General features: G+C 45.9%; 10 protein-coding genes and 2 pseudogenes. 4 read left to right on the forward strand and 8 right to left on the reverse strand.

Annotated features, from left to right (window positions below):
- Window positions 1-547 precede the first annotated feature (547 nt).
- Both ACRRSY_RS01535 and ACRRSY_RS01540 read left to right on the forward strand, forming a co-directional pair.
- Entirely contained in the window at window positions 548-1,648 is a 1,101-nt protein-coding gene (locus ACRRSY_RS01535; protein ID WP_432463064.1) for an ISAs1 family transposase, read from the forward strand.
- Entirely contained in the window at window positions 1,638-2,351 is a 714-nt protein-coding gene (locus ACRRSY_RS01540) for a hypothetical protein (protein ID WP_432464244.1), read from the forward strand. Before ACRRSY_RS01535 ends, ACRRSY_RS01540 begins: the two co-directional genes overlap by 11 nt.
- 139 nt (window positions 2,352-2,490) lie before the next feature.
- On the opposite strand, the pseudogene ACRRSY_RS01545 reads toward ACRRSY_RS01540, so the two are convergent.
- Window positions 2,491-2,770: pseudogene (locus tag ACRRSY_RS01545) on the reverse strand (ISAs1 family transposase); the annotation flags it as partial.
- A gap of 424 nt (window positions 2,771-3,194) precedes the next feature.
- Window positions 3,195-4,105, reverse strand: a pseudogene (speB, locus tag ACRRSY_RS01550) (agmatinase).
- A gap of 269 nt (window positions 4,106-4,374) precedes the next feature.
- Between speB and ACRRSY_RS01555 the strand changes: the two are divergent.
- Complete coding sequence (locus tag ACRRSY_RS01555; RefSeq protein WP_432460684.1) at window positions 4,375-5,508, forward strand: efflux RND transporter periplasmic adaptor subunit; 1,134 nt, start codon at window positions 4,375-4,377, stop codon at window positions 5,506-5,508.
- 2 nt (window positions 5,509-5,510) lie between these two features.
- Complete coding sequence (locus ACRRSY_RS01560; RefSeq protein WP_432460685.1) at window positions 5,511-8,597, forward strand: efflux RND transporter permease subunit; 3,087 nt, start codon at window positions 5,511-5,513, stop codon at window positions 8,595-8,597.
- Window positions 8,598-8,705: 108 nt separating this feature from the next.
- Here the strand turns inward: ACRRSY_RS01560 and ACRRSY_RS01565 are convergent, their stop codons facing one another.
- The 6 genes from ACRRSY_RS01565 to ACRRSY_RS01590 all read right to left on the reverse strand — a co-directional run bounded on the left by ACRRSY_RS01565 (window position 8,706) and on the right by ACRRSY_RS01590 (window position 14,759).
- A complete protein-coding gene (locus ACRRSY_RS01565) occupies window positions 8,706-9,248 on the reverse strand; it encodes a cupin domain-containing protein (protein ID WP_432454954.1) in 543 nt (180 codons plus the stop codon).
- Between the two features lie 27 nt (window positions 9,249-9,275).
- Window positions 9,276-10,121 carry an ABC transporter permease subunit gene (locus ACRRSY_RS01570; protein ID WP_432454953.1) on the reverse strand — a complete coding sequence of 282 codons (846 nt, stop codon included), beginning with the start codon at window positions 10,119-10,121 and terminating at the stop codon, window positions 9,276-9,278.
- Window positions 10,121-11,047, reverse strand: a complete 927-nt coding sequence (potH, locus tag ACRRSY_RS01575) for a putrescine ABC transporter permease PotH (protein WP_432454952.1) — start codon at window positions 11,045-11,047, stop codon at window positions 10,121-10,123. The genes ACRRSY_RS01570 and potH overlap by 1 nt, the downstream gene beginning before the upstream one ends.
- Window positions 11,044-12,183, reverse strand: a complete 1,140-nt coding sequence (gene potG / locus ACRRSY_RS01580) for a putrescine ABC transporter ATP-binding subunit PotG (RefSeq protein ID WP_432454951.1) — start codon at window positions 12,181-12,183, stop codon at window positions 11,044-11,046. The genes potH and potG overlap by 4 nt, the downstream gene beginning before the upstream one ends.
- A gap of 61 nt (window positions 12,184-12,244) precedes the next feature.
- Window positions 12,245-13,357 (reverse strand): extracellular solute-binding protein, encoded by a 1,113-nt coding sequence (locus ACRRSY_RS01585; RefSeq protein WP_432464245.1) that lies wholly within the window; start codon window positions 13,355-13,357, stop codon window positions 12,245-12,247.
- Window positions 13,358-13,400: 43 nt separating this feature from the next.
- Window positions 13,401-14,759: an aspartate aminotransferase family protein gene (locus ACRRSY_RS01590; protein ID WP_432464246.1), complete on the reverse strand. Its 1,359-nt coding sequence runs from the start codon at window positions 14,757-14,759 to the stop codon at window positions 13,401-13,403.
- Window positions 14,760-14,780 lie beyond the last annotated feature (21 nt).

Consider the following 14,780-nt stretch of genomic DNA (forward strand, 5'->3'; position numbering starts at 1 on the left):
TAACTGCTACGCAGCCTTGCCAGTCGTTTTGAGTGGTTTTTTAAGCGAGCGCCGGAAGATAAGATAGTTTGATCGCTAGGGTAGCGATTTAAAGTAACGCTGACCACTTTTATTATTTTTGTTAATACGGGTTCACATGGTGACCCTGAAGGGCCATATTCAACGAGAGAGACCATTAGCGGTCCAGAAACAATTCAGGGGAGCTGTAGTGATGGCGAGTTCACGGAACATGAATTAAACACACTCAACGTCACGCAAGTTCTTAGCTTGCCGCCAAGAGGGAATAGTAGCAGGTCTCTTGCTATTTACTCGAAAACAAAACATCGAAAATTTACAAAATACAATTCTGACAGAACCAAACCGAAGTTGTACCATTATGAATATACGGATTGGAAACCATCCCTTATTGTTAATGTGGTTAATTTTACTTTAACACTTGTTTTCAAAATCCCTAAACTTCCAGACCTTAGTGTTGCCGTCAGGGCGGGATCGCACTTTGTTAACAGATATGATCTAATACCTCTAAACCCTAAGCTACATAGTTATTTTGAACATAATTGAACATTTATCAGTCGTCGAGGATACTCGATCTGACATCAATCAAAAGCATGACCTTATTGACGTGATTTTCCTTGTTATCAGTGCTATCGCATCAGGATGTGAAGGCTGGCAAGACATTGAATATTATGGAGAAGAGAAGTTGGGCTGGCTGAGGAAATATAGACCATTTGAACACGGGATCCCAAGACGACACACGATTGCACGCATTTTGCGTTCTGTTGTCGCGGAGTCTTTGCTTGAGGCATTAGCTCTGTGGATTAACGAGCAGCGAACGAATCAAAACAGAGCCATCATCGCATTTGACGGAAAAGTACTGCGTGGTTCGTACCGAAATAACAAGAAAACAGCATTACAATTGGTTACAGCCTATGATACTGAACGTGGTCTCGTTCTGAGTCAGAAACCGACAGCGAACAAGAACGGCGAGATTAGCGTTGTGCGCCAAATGCTTGATGTTATTAACGTAAAAGGCTGTGTTGTCACCGTTGATGCTCTACATTGTCAGCGCGATACACTAGAGAAAATCGCAGAAAAGAAGGCTCATGTTGTCGTTCAAGTAAAAAACAACCAACCAAAGTTGAGAGCGGCTGTTGTTGAGCAGTTTCAAGCCGTCTTTGATGCTGGTAAAGAGAAGGTCGTCACTGAAATTAAAGAAAAACACCATGGTCGTAGCGAAGAGCGATACGTCTTTCAACTAAAGGCCAAGTTGCCCGAAGAGTTAGCAAAGAAATGGCCAACGGTAAGAAGCATCATAGCAGTGGAACGCCACCGCGTGATAAATGGGAAAGGCACTGTAGATACCTCGTATTACATAAGCTCAATGTCACCGAATCACAAATTGTTAGGCCACTATATTCGTCAGCATTGGCGAATTGAAAACAGCCAGCATTACGTATTAGATGTTGTTTTTAAAGAGGATAACTCTCGCATTACTTTAGACGGAGCGGTGGAAAACATAGCTCTATTTAGACGTTTTGTGATGAACATGCTCAAACAATGCGATTGTGGAGCGCCAAGTCACAAAGTGAAGTTGAAGAAAGCGGGATGGAGCGACGATTATCGGGCACGAGTCTTCTTTGGGTTATAAATCCATCAAAGTATGCTCCCGCCCTGGTGTTGCCGTTGGTCTACCTGACTTTATTGGTTTCCGTAAAAAGTATACGTGGAGATATAAAGTTATTACAGAATTTGACGAGACTGAACATTACGTAGGGGGGACTTATATAGGTTCAACTATGGAAAACAAATATTCTCGTGAAGTTCCTGAACATTTAGAGTCTGTCAATATGGTGTTTGTGGGGGAGGAGGCTGTAGTGCGTTTTAAAATATTACTAGTACTTTGTGTATTATTAAGTTTCATTTTATCTTTGTTTTTTTTCCCTGTTTCGGATGTTGGACTAGAATTTGAAAGTGGTGAGTGGATCGCGCTTAAAAGAAAAGATGTGATGGATGATAAAACCTACTATGCTGCGTTTAATATAAGCAAGGTTGATTTAATTAATAAAGAATTCACTTATGATTGGATTATACCTAAGTGTGTTGATACTCCTGTTGATGATTTTGATGAGCGGTGTTTTACATTGGGAAGTTCGACGGATAGTATGGTCGGTGAATCCATTTTGTCTTTTGAAGGGTTTTTCTCTGGCATTGCTTATAACGGTAAAGATTGGAAATTATTAGTCGAAACTAAGCATGACATCAGAGACTATTATGCTGTTGGTGTAAAGACCAAGGTTTGGGGAAGCTATATTGACATGAGGGGCTTTATTATAGAATCAGCTTTTAACTGAAAATATGAGGCCGTTTAGCTTAAAGATATAAATAAGAAACAGTACCCCCATTCTAACTGGCGATAAATTAACCAGCGATCTGCGGTTAGTTTGTTTTCATTATACATTGTAGTGGCCAGGGCCTTCGCATGAATGCTTAAGATTCAGCTTTGAGCATGTTTAGCGCCTTGTGTCTTAATATCGCCCAGTTTTCCGTAGCATTCTCTCGGTAAATCGGTAAATCTGGCACGTATCCTCTCGCATTGTCACATCTAACACCCAGTGAATGGACTCAATGCCCCTGTGGACTCTGATAGCATTGCTAGCTTGTTCTGGCGTCACCACTGCTGAACTGATGTAATAACGATACTCCAGCTCTGCTTTTTCCCCATGGCCGTGCGGTAGTGCTCGACCATCAGGATGTTGGTCAACCCATTCCAATTATAAGCTGGTTTTTCGGGAGATTGCTGAGACTTGTCGTAACACAATGGGGTATGGGTATGTCAGCTTTCGCTTGCCCCCCTAGTTTCATTATCGCGGAGTTGCGCAGGCGCGCTTGGCGCTGAGCTAGGAAGGGTAAAGATAATGCGGGGCGAGCTTTCTTTTTGCTTGGTCAAGCTTTGGTCGTTAAAGCTTAATGAGGTCGCCAAGAGGCGAAACTCGAGATAGCAGCCAATAAACAAGGGGAATTTTGGCCTTGCGGCTTACGATGTGCTTGCTATAAATGGTGGACTCATTCACTACAGATTTTTTGTTTATTGGGTCTGTCACCTAGGTGATTTCCCAATTCATATGAATGAGTTGGCAGGAAAGCTTCATTAATAAAGGCGTAGATTTGCACCTTGAATGTGTTTGGGTAAATCTTTAGCGGGGTCTCACGGCCCATAGATGCAATAGCTCTAGGCCGATAGTGGCTGCAGCAAGTGCGGTTACATCACTTTGATCGTAGGCGGGCGCAACTTCCACCACATCCATTCCAACCAGATTGATGCCTTGCAAGCCCCTTAGTATTTGCAAGATCCGATTACTGCTTAAACCGCCGCAGACTGGGGTACCAGTGCCGGGGGCGTAAGCCGGGTCAAGACAGTCGATGTCGAAACTGATGTAGACGGGGTGGTTGGCCACTCGTTGGCGAATTTGTTGAATCATTAGCTCAAGACTTAAGTTATTAGCTTGATCGGCATCAATCACCATGAAGGGATGATTATCCCGTTCGTAATCGGTACGAATACCTAATTGTAAGGAATGCTCTGGGTCAATGAGCCCTTCCTTCGGTGCATGATAGAACATAGTGCCATGGTCGTAGTGACTGCCCTGGCTATAGGTATCGGTGTGTGCGTCAAAATGCAGTAAGGCGAGTTTACCGTGGTGTTTGGCGTGGGCTCGTAATAGCGGTAGGGTCCGCCGCCCAGACTTAACATGGTTTTTCCTGCTTCGAGTAGCTGCTTGGCATAACTTTCTAAGCGCTGGGTAAACTGTTGCTGTTCACCGCAATCAAATACGAGGTCACCAGCATCGATCATTGTTAATTGTTCGAATAATTTAAAATGCCACGGCCAACGGGTTTCTTCCCAAGCCAAGTTGACCGAGGCGCGACGCACTGCATCGGGACCAAGCCTGGCGCCGGGGCGACCCGTGGTGGCTAAATCGAAGGGCAGACCAGTGACCACCACATCGGCATTACTCTGAGCTGGTTTATGATCCAAAGCTTGGCGCAGAAACGTGCTGGCATTGGAATATAAGGAATAGTCGGGGTGGTCTGCGAGGGTACTCATGGCTTTCCTTAAAGGAATATATTATTTGCTGGTAATTTTCTATGAGCGCTAGGTGAACTACAAGTGTTTATATTGGATTGTTCCAAGGCGGGGTGCCCTTTGGCTATGTTACTTACAGCTTTGTTATGATTTATCACTTATTATAGCGAGCGATTACTCGGTAGAGGAGCGGTTTGCCGCTAGAATCAACAAACCGACTCTAGACAGTGAACCACAGTCTTTCTACACTGAGTAATGTATTTATCACTTTAGTCACACGGAACGTTACTATGCTTAGGTCGTTATTTTCATTAAATTTTTCAATTCTACCTTGGCTAGCCTTGTTGGCTGTGACAAGTGCCGTGACCTTGCCTGCATATGCGCAGGGTAGTGAATCCCTCCCCCAAGATGAACAACATGTCGCACCGGTGAAGTCGTTTCCCCCGCAGCGAGTTGAGCATTATGCGATTGAGCGGCGCTTTGTGGGGCAGGTGATCGCCAAGCAGCGTGCAGACCTCGGGTTTGAGCTCGCGGGTAAAATTTCGAAAATCTTTGTCGATGAAGGGGATCGGGTTGAGCAAGGTGCTATCTTGATGCAGCTCGATACTGAATTACTAGAGATTGAGTTCATCGATTTACAGGCTCAATTACAACAAGTCGCCGCCGATGCCGCCTTAGTCAAAGCCAATTTAAAACGAGTGAAGTCGCTCAAAAGTGATGGTTACGCCTCCGCTCAGAGTGTTGATGAATTGGTTGCACAACAAAAATCGCTCAAAGCCAATAAGGCAAGAATTGATGCTTCAATTAAAGCCAACCGAACTCGCATTGAAAAATCTACTTTAATCGCCCCCTATACTGGCATCGTTGATAGTCGAACCGTGTCCGAGGGCGCGGTGGTGGGCGCTTCTCAGCCAGTTTTAACGGTGTTACAGCTGGGCGGCAATGAAGTGATCGTTGGTGTACCGGTGCGCTTATTAGCGCAAGTAGATTTGGCTAAACCTAGTTCTGTCACTGTGGCTAAACATGATTATTCAGTGGAGTTAGTGGCTTCTGGTGGACAAGTTGATCCAGTTTCCCGCACCGTTCAATTGCGTTTTGCGCTCCCTGAAGATGATCGCTTGGTGAGTGGGCAATTAGCTTATTTGCATGTGGTTGAAAGCGTTGAACAGCCGGGCTATTGGGTGCCGGTCAGTGCGATTGTTGATGGTATCCGTGGCTTATGGAATGTGTATGCGATTGTTGAGCAAAGTAATGGTGAATTTGTATTAGAGCGGCGCGATGTAAGCGTTCACTATGCGACCCAAGAGCAAGCTTTTGTGACTGGCGCCTTACAACCCGGAGAGTCGATTGTAGCGACCGGGATGCATCGCTATGTCCCGGGGCAACGAGTTCTACCCAGCTCATTTGTTGATGAGGCTAAATAATCATGATTGCCGCCATTTATAACAACGGACGTTTAATTGCGCTGCTGATTGCGTTGATTGTGGTTTCGGGGATTGGTGCGATTAGCACTTTACCGCGCAGCGAAGATCCTAAAATTACTAGTCGTTTTGCTAGTATTATTACCCAGTACCCGGGGGCTTCGGCAGAGCGAGTGGAAGCCTTAGTGACCGAACTCATCGAAAATAAAATTAGAAAATTGCCAGAAATAAAACTAGTGCAATCTTCTTCTCGACCTGGTTTCTCGGTGCTACAGGTGGAATTGAAAGACCAAGTGATGGAAGTTGTACCTGTATGGGCGCGGGTTCGTGATTTGGTTAGTGAATTGGCACCACAGTTACCGCTTGGTAGTTCGACTCCGCTGGTGGATGAAGACCGAGGCTATGCTTTTACCACTTTAATTGCACTGCGCTGGCAGGGGAAAAGTGAATCTGATTTAGCAATATTGGGGCGTTATGCGAAAGAATTACAGAACCGTTTGCGTAATATTGCGGGGACCGATTTTGTCGATGTGCAGGGGAATGGTGAAGAAGAAATTCTGGTCGAAATAGACCCCTATCAAGCTAGCGCTATCGGACTGAGTACCGAGCAAGTGTCGCAAATGATTGCTGCCGCTGATGCGAAAGTGTCGGCTGGTGAATTGACCAATAACAATACCCTGATGCAACTTGAGCTGGAAGGTGAGCTCGATTCTTTAGAGCGGATCCGCAGCATCCCTGTCGGCGCGAGCGCGAATGGCTTTGTTTATCACTTAGGCGATTTGGCGGAGGTGAGTCGACAGCTGAAATCCCCGCCGGAGCAAATTGCTGTGGTGGAACGCCAAGATGCGGTGGTGATCGGTGTTCGGATGTTGTCTGAATATCGGGTGGATCGGTGGAGCTCTCGAGTCAATCTGGCCTTGGAGGAATTTCAGCAGATACTACCAAGCAATGTAAGCGCCGAGGTTATTTTTGAGCAAGATGGCTATACCTCGACTCGTTTAGGGGAGTTGGTGATTAATGTATTGATCGGTTTTGCTATTATTGTGGTGGTTCTTTTACTTACCCTCGGTTGGCGTTCGGCCCTTATTGTTGGTTTATCTTTACCGCTCACGGTGATGTTTACCCTTGCGTGCATGAAATTCTACGGCTTGCCAATTCATCAAATGTCAGTAACCGGTTTGGTGGTTGCTCTGGGGATCATGGTTGATAATGCCATTGTTATGGCCGATACCGTTGCGCAAAAGCGCCAGCAAGGTAAATCGGGTTTACAGGCGGTAAAAGAATCGCTTAACCATCTTTGGCTGCCTTTACTTGGTTCCACCTTAACCACCATTTTGGCCTTTTTGCCCATCGTATTAATGCCGGGACCCGCCGGAGAATTTGTGAGTGGCATTGCCTTAAGCGTGATCTTCTCACTAATTGGCTCTTATTTTATTTCTCACACTTTAGTGGCCAGCTTTTCCGGACATTTTCTACCTTCTCATCAAAGTGCTGACCATTGGTATAATAAAGGGGTTCAGTTTGCTTGGTTAAGTAGAGCCTTTCAGGCCCTTTTACATGGCTGTTTGCGTTTTCCTAAATTGACTTTATTACTGGTTTCAGCCTTGCCTATTTATGGCTTTTACAGCGCTGGCGGTTTGACTGAGCAATTCTTCCCACCGTCTGATCGCGATATGTTTCAGATAGAGGTGTACATGGCACCACAGTCCAGCATTTATGCCACCGAGCATTTAACCGAGCAGTTAACTGAACATATGTATGCCAAGGACGGGATCAAATCTGTGAGTTGGTTTGTGGGGAATAATGCACCGTCGTTTTACTACAACTTAATGCCGCGTCAATTAGGGGCAAAAAACTATGCCCAAGCAATGATTAAAACCGATGATTTTCGTGCGGCCAATCGTTTGATCCCGCTCTTACAAGAAGAGTTTGATGCACAGTACCCACAAGCGCAAATTTTGGTACGCAAGTTAGAACAGGGGCCTCCTTTTAATGCTCCGATTGAATTGCGTGTATTTGGTCCCAATTTAGACCAACTTAAAGAATTGGGTGATCACTATCGGCGGATCCTCTCCGAGGTGCCAAACGTGACTCATACTCGTGCAACGTTGCTGGCCGGAACACCTAAGGTATGGCTTAAAGTCGATGAAGAAGCCTCGCGTTTAAGTGGCATGACCTTAACCCAAATAGCCAGTCAGCTACAAGCTAGCTTGCAAGGACTAATTAATGGCAGTGTTTTGGAGGGCAGTGAGTCCTTACCGGTAAGAATTCGTTTAGCCGATGAGCAGCGTAAAGAATTAGAAAATCTAGGCGATATTACTTTAACTAGTGAGATGGCTGGCAATATCCCTTTAGCTTCCCTAGCTGAGCTGGAAATTCGCCCAACTCGGGGTGAAGTGCCTCGACGCGACGGACGGCGGGTGAATGTGGTAGAAGGTTATTTACGCACCGATGTACTGCCCGAGGAAGTATTAGAAGCATTTAAGGCGAGGTTAGCGCAGGAGCAGGTCTTATTGCCCGTTGGTTATAGCTTAGAGTTTGGTGGGGAAGGTGCTGAGCGTAACGAAGCGGTTAATAACTTGCTCGCAAGTGTAGGTATTATCGCGGTGTTGTTGGTGACGGTGGTGGTTTTGTCATTTAACTCTTTCAGGTTGAGTTTTTTGATTATGGTGACAGCGATTCAAGCCGCAGGTTTGGGGCTGTTAAGTGTGTTCTTGGGCGGTTATCCTTTTGGCTTTACGGTTATTATTGGTTTATTAGGACTGATCGGTTTGGCGATTAATGCTGCTATTGTGATTGTGGCGGAACTGAAATCGGATGCTAAGGCCTGTGATGGCGATGCTGAAGCAATTTGTTTCGGGGTTCTCAGTTGTACTCGACATATTAGCTCGACCACCATTACAACGGTTGGTGGCTTTCTTCCTTTGATTTTAGAAGGGGGAGGCTTTTGGCCACCCTTCGCGGTTGCGATTGCTGGCGGCACGGTACTGACTACCATGTTGTCATTCTTTTTTGTACCCGTGGTATTTTCTATGATCGCCAAGGGAAAACGTAAGATCCCTTCCGTGGGTGAACCAACTATTGCCCATTAGTCTTGATTTGGATTAGGCTGTGATTGCTTCGATTTAGCCCGCATGAGAAGGGCTTTTCACAAATAACAAAGCCGCTATATAGCGGCTTTGTTATGAGAGGGCTTCGGGTTAAAAAGTGGGTGGGGTGGCGGCACTAATCAGTTCACACACCTCTTTGCTTTTATTGCGAAAACGATGTGGTTTGCGGGTTTCAAAATAGTAGGAGTCACCAGCTTTGAGAACCTTAGATTTGCTACCCACGGTGATTTCGATTTCACCACGGATAATAATGCCACCTTCTTCCCCTTCGTGTTGAATAAACTCGGTGCCAGTATCTGCACCTGCTGGATAGATCTCGCGTAAAATCGCTAGTTGTCGGCCAGTGTGTTTGCTCCCGACCAGTAGCATTTTAACTTTCCCATCCCCCAGATCCGTGAGTTCTTCAGCACTATAAAAAATCTTATCTTCGCTTTCCATTTCTAAGGTAAAGAATTCACCCATTGAAATCGGAATAGCGTCGAGGATTTTTTTTAGCGAACCCACTGAAGGATTCACTTGGTTTTGCTCAATTTGTGAAATCATGCTGTTGGTGACACCGCTTAATTTGGCTAATTCCCGCTGGGAAATCCCACGCATTAAGCGGATGCTTTTCAATCGTTTTCCAACATCCATTATAGCTTGTTCCTTGGTTGGTACCGATTAAGCACTGTTGCTCGCTCTCAAGTCGAGCAAACGACGTTTCTCGGCTCTGGCCATAATCCACCAGGCAATAAGAGTAGCGACAGATACTACACCAATAATCAGGGTAGCAAGTGCATTAATTTTGGGACTTACCCCTAATCTTACACTAGAAAACACCACCATCGGTAAGGTGGTTGCACTCGGGCCCGACACAAAGCTGGCAATAACTAAGTCGTCGAGCGACAAGGTGAAGGCGAGTAACCAACCAGCCACAATCGCTGGAAAAATCGTTGGCAGAGTAATCAAAAAGAATACTTTCAACGGCGTTGCGCCTAAATCCATGGCAGCTTCTTCGATGCTTTGATCGAGCTCCCGTAGCCGAGAGCTTACCACCACCGACACATAGGCAGTACAGAAGGTGACGTGAGCAATCCAAATGGTGAGCATGCCACGGTGACTAAATAGGTCGAATACCTGACTCAAAGCAATGAACAGCAATAACAAACTTAAACCAGTAATCACCTCGGGCATTACTAAGGGGGCGGTAATCATAAATGCGAAGCTGGTTTCACCTTTAAAGTTACCGAAACGGGTCATCGCAAAAGCGGCCATGGTACCAAGCACCACTGCTGCGCTCGCGGATAACACGCCAATGGTTAAACTTAGACTGATGCCATGCATTAGCAAGTCATCTTGGAAGAGTGCGCCGTACCACTTGGTGGAAAAGCCACTCCAGACCGTAACCAAGCGGTTGGCGTTAAATGAGTAAATGATTAGGCTAAGAATTGGCAGGTAGAGAAAGGCTAAACCAACACTTAAAATGGCCCATTTCCACTTGCTTTTGTAAACCGGAATCGCGTTCATTAGCCGGCCTCCATTTCACGTTTCTGATAACGATAAAAGAATAATATTGGCACCATTAGCAACAGTAGCATCACCGATGCAACTGCCGAAGCGACTGGCCAATCTCGATTGTTAAAGAACTCTTGCCATAAAATTTTGCCGATCAAGATCGAATCTGGCCCACCGAGTAATTCTGGGATCACAAATTCACCAACTGCAGGGATGAACACTAACATTGAGCCGGCAACAATGCCCGACTTGGTCAATGGTAATAGGACTTTAAATAATACCGTGGCGGTCGAGGCACCTAAGTCTCTGGCGGCTTCGATGAGCGAGTAGTCGACTCGCATTAATGCGGTATAAAGTGGCAAAATCATAAACGGAAGATAGGTATAGACAATACCGATGTAGACCGCGGTATCGGTGTGCAATATGCGTAAGGGTTCATCGATTATACCGGTGTACAGCAGAATATTATTCAGGAAACCATTGTTTTTTAAAATCCCGATCCAAGCATAAACTCGGATCAGAAAGCTGGTCCATGAAGGTAAAATAATCAACATTAACAAGATATTGCGATTCGCTGGATTGGAGTGAACAATCGCCCACGCCATCGGAAAACCAATGATCAAACACAGCAGGGTGGAAATGCCTGCAATTTTTACAGATTGCAGATAGGAGCTTAAATAAAGGCCATCATTGACTAAATAGAAATAGTTACCGACATTGAGCAATATTTGGACCTGCTCATCGACCATCGTCACCAGTTGGCTATAAGGTGGGATCGCGATCATCGCCTCGGAAAAACTAATTTTAAAGACGATGAAAAATGGCAGTAAGAAAAATAGGAATAACCAAAAATAAGGCACGGCCAAGACCATGCAGCGACCTTTGGGAATCAATCGAGCGATACGTTGTCTGGTTTTGGAGGTGGCTAAAGTACTCATATTTTCAGTACCACGCAGCTGTCTGCCTGCCAACATAGATACACTGGGTCATTCCAAGTGGGCATATTGTTACGATGGCGACTGCTATTTGGCATCGCGGCGGTCACTCGTTTACCGCTAGCAAGACGCACATAATATATGGATTGGTTGCCGAGATAGGCGATGTCTTCGACCTTACCCTGACAAAGATTGTTGCTGCGCCCTTTGAGAGTCTTAAAAATACTTATTTTCTCGGGACGAACCGCAATCATGAAAGGCACGCCGGGCGCTGCCGATACCCCATGGTTGAGATGAATTGGGAAACCTAAGTCGGGACAATCGATCACCGCACTATCATTTTCGTTATTGCTGACTACGCCTTCAAAGATGTTTACCGAACCAATAAATTCGGCGCTGAAACGAGAATTTGGATACTCGTAAATTTCTTCCGGTTCACCGACCTGAATAAATTGTCCGCGGTTCATAATGGCGACGCGACTGGCCATGGTCATGGCTTCTTCTTGGTCGTGAGTCACCATCACACAGGTTGCGCCTACTTTTTCAAGAATATCAACTACTTCAAGTTGCATTTGGCCACGTAGTTTTTTATCTAGCGCACCCATCGGTTCGTCGAGTAATAACAGCTTGGGGCGTTTCGCCAGACTGCGGGCGAGCGCCACCCGTTGTCGCTGACCGCCGGAAAGTTGATGGGGTTTACGTTTGGCGTAAGCCGTCATATGCACCAGTTCTAGCATGTTGACGACAGTGTCTCTGATTTCAGTTTTCGAGAGCTTGTCTTGTTTGAGACCAAAGGCAATATTCTGTTCTACGCTCATGTGCGGAAATAAGGCATAGGACTGAAACATCATGTTGACAGGGCGTTGATGCGGCGGCACGTTAATTAATTCCTGGCCATCAAGAATAATCTTGCCTGCATTCGGCTGTTCAAAGCCGGCTAACATCCGAAGTAGCGTTGATTTACCACAGCCTGAAGCACCGAGTAGCGCGAAAATTTCACCTTTATTAATGGTTAGACTTACGTTATCGACGGCAATCGCGCCATCATAGTTTCTACTGATGTTTTCAATATGTAATAAGGGTTGTGGCGCCGGTGCATCTTTCACCGGCTCTACAGAAATATCTGGTACCGCCGCCATTGCGGATCCTCCATTAAGATATAAAAGCGCGCTTGCCACCCAACGGTGGCAAGCGTATTACTTAGTTTTGTAGAAATTTAGTCCAAGAACGAGTCAGAGTTCGAGACACTTTCGGTGGCATAACTTTCGAACCGTAGAGCTTAGCTAAAGTCTCATCGCTTGGATAGATCCCTGGATGTGAAGTTATTTCTGGATCAACAAATTCTTTCGATGCAGGGGTTGGATTAGCGTACCAAACAAAGTTAGAGACCTCTGCAATCACCTTAGGCCGTAATAGATAGTTAATGAAGGCGTAGGCGTTCTCTTTGTGCGGTGCATCGGCTGGAATCGCCATTAGGTCAAACCAAGCCAAGGTACCTTCTTTGGGGATCTCATATTTTACATTGATGCCGTTGTCCGCTTCTGCTGCGCGATCCGAGGCTTGCAAGATATCACCCGACCAACCGATGGCCACACAAATATCACCATTGGCTAAATCGTTGATGAATTGCGAAGAGTGGAAATAAGTCACATAAGGACGTATTGATTTCAGTAGCTTATAGGCTTCCGAATTCTCTTTGTACTCTTTAATGTCGGTCGAATTTGGATCTTTACCGAGATAATGCAAGGCTGCACCATAAATTTCGGTGGGCGCATTGAGGAAAGCCACGCCACATTGTGACAGCTTCTCCATATACTCTGGTTTAAAGACTAAGTCCCAGCTGTTCACTGGGGCGTCATCACCTAATACCTGTTTTACTTTATCGACGTTATAACCAATACCAGTGGTTCCCCAAAGGTAAGGGACGGCATAGAGGTTTCCTGGGTCAGAAGTGTCACTCAACATGCTCATAATCTTCGGATCGAGGTTGCTGTAGTTACTGAGCTTGCTTTTATCCAATTTCATAAACGCACCAGCCTGTGCTTGGCGGGCGAGAAAGTCTGAAGAGGGAACCACAATATCAAAGCCGGTTGAACCAGATAGTATTTTTGCCTCTAATACTTCGTTTGAGTCAAATACATCGTAGACTACTTTAATGCCAGTTTCGGCCTCAAAATTAGCGATGGTATCTTCGGCAATATAGTCAGACCAGTTGTACACATTCAGGACTTTATCTTCTGCGGCCTGCACGTTTATGGCGGTGGCAGCTAAAATCGAAGCAAGCGTTAGCTTCACTGTTGCTTTGTTCATCATTGTTCTCCAATTCCTTGAGGTGATTCTCGTACTGCTTCCCGGATTAACTCAATGCTCGTAGAGTGTCATCCAAACTTTGTTTCGCCAGTGTGATTAACTGATCTATTTGTGATTTTGTTATTATGAGTGGCGGCGAAATGATCATCGTTTCGCCGCAAGCACGCATGATTAAACCATTGTTTATACAAAAGTCTCTACATACTGTGCCTGCATTTAAGTGTTTAGCAAAGCGTTGCTTGGTGGTTTTGTCGGCGACTAATTCTAAGGCGCCTACTAGGCCCTTACTGCGGGCTTCTCCAACAATTGGGTGCTCAGCTAATTCCTGCCAACGTTTGGCTAGATAGGGCGCGGTTTCTTCACGTACCGTCTGAATAATGTTCTCCTGTTGCAGGATGCGAATATTTTCCAGTGCGACCGCACAGGCGGCGGGATGGCCGGAGTAGGTGAAACCATGGGCAAACTCTTGGTCAGCTTCGGTTAGTATCTGGGCAACGTCATCAGACACCATCACCGCACCTAGCGGTAGATAGCCGGAGGTAATCCCTTTCGCCATACACATCAAATCCGGTTTAATATTAAAGGTTTGACTGGCAAACCATTCACCGGTGCGACCAAAGCCACATATCACTTCGTCAACGATCAATAAGATATCGTATTGATCGCAGATCCGTTGAATCTCGGGCCAATAGCTGTCGGGAGGAATAATCACCCCCCCCGCACCTTGGATTGGTTCGGCAATAAAGGCGGCGACTTTGTCTTCACCTAATTCGAGGATCTTTTGCTCTAACTGACGCGCTCGCTCTAGGCCAAACTGCTCTGGGTCTTGGCCTTGGCCTTCGGTAAACCAATAAGGTTGGTCGATGTGGCAAATATTCGGTAGCGGCAGACCGCCTTGCGCATGCATAAAGTTCATCCCACCAAGGCTGGCACCAGCCATGGTACTACCGTGGTAAGCATTATTACGGCTAATAATTTCTAGCTTTTCGGGTTGACCTTTACTCGCCCAGTAATGACGAACCATTCGCACTACCGTGTCGTTACACTCAGAGCCAGAGCCTGTGAAAAAAGCGTGATTTAGCCCTTCCGGGGTGAGTTCGGCCAATACCGTTGCTAATTCGACCGCTGGTTTATGAGTGGTTTGAAAAAATAGATTGTAATAAGGAAGTTGCTGCATTTGTTTGGCGGCGGCATCGACCAGTTCTTGGCGACCGTAGCCCAAATTCACACACCACAAGCCAGCCATCGCATCGAGCAGTTTATTCCCTTCACTGTCGTATACATAAATTCCGTCACCACGCTCAATCACCTTTGCGCCTTTGGCATTTAGCTCTTTAAAATTAGTAAAAGGGTGCAAGCAATGCGCGCTGTCTTGTTGCTGGATTGTCAAAGTTGCTGTGTTCATTTGGCCTCCTGTGGCTGATTG

The organism is Agarivorans sp. QJM3NY_33 (assembly GCF_050870865.2).
Classification (GTDB): domain Bacteria; phylum Pseudomonadota; class Gammaproteobacteria; order Enterobacterales; family Celerinatantimonadaceae; genus Agarivorans.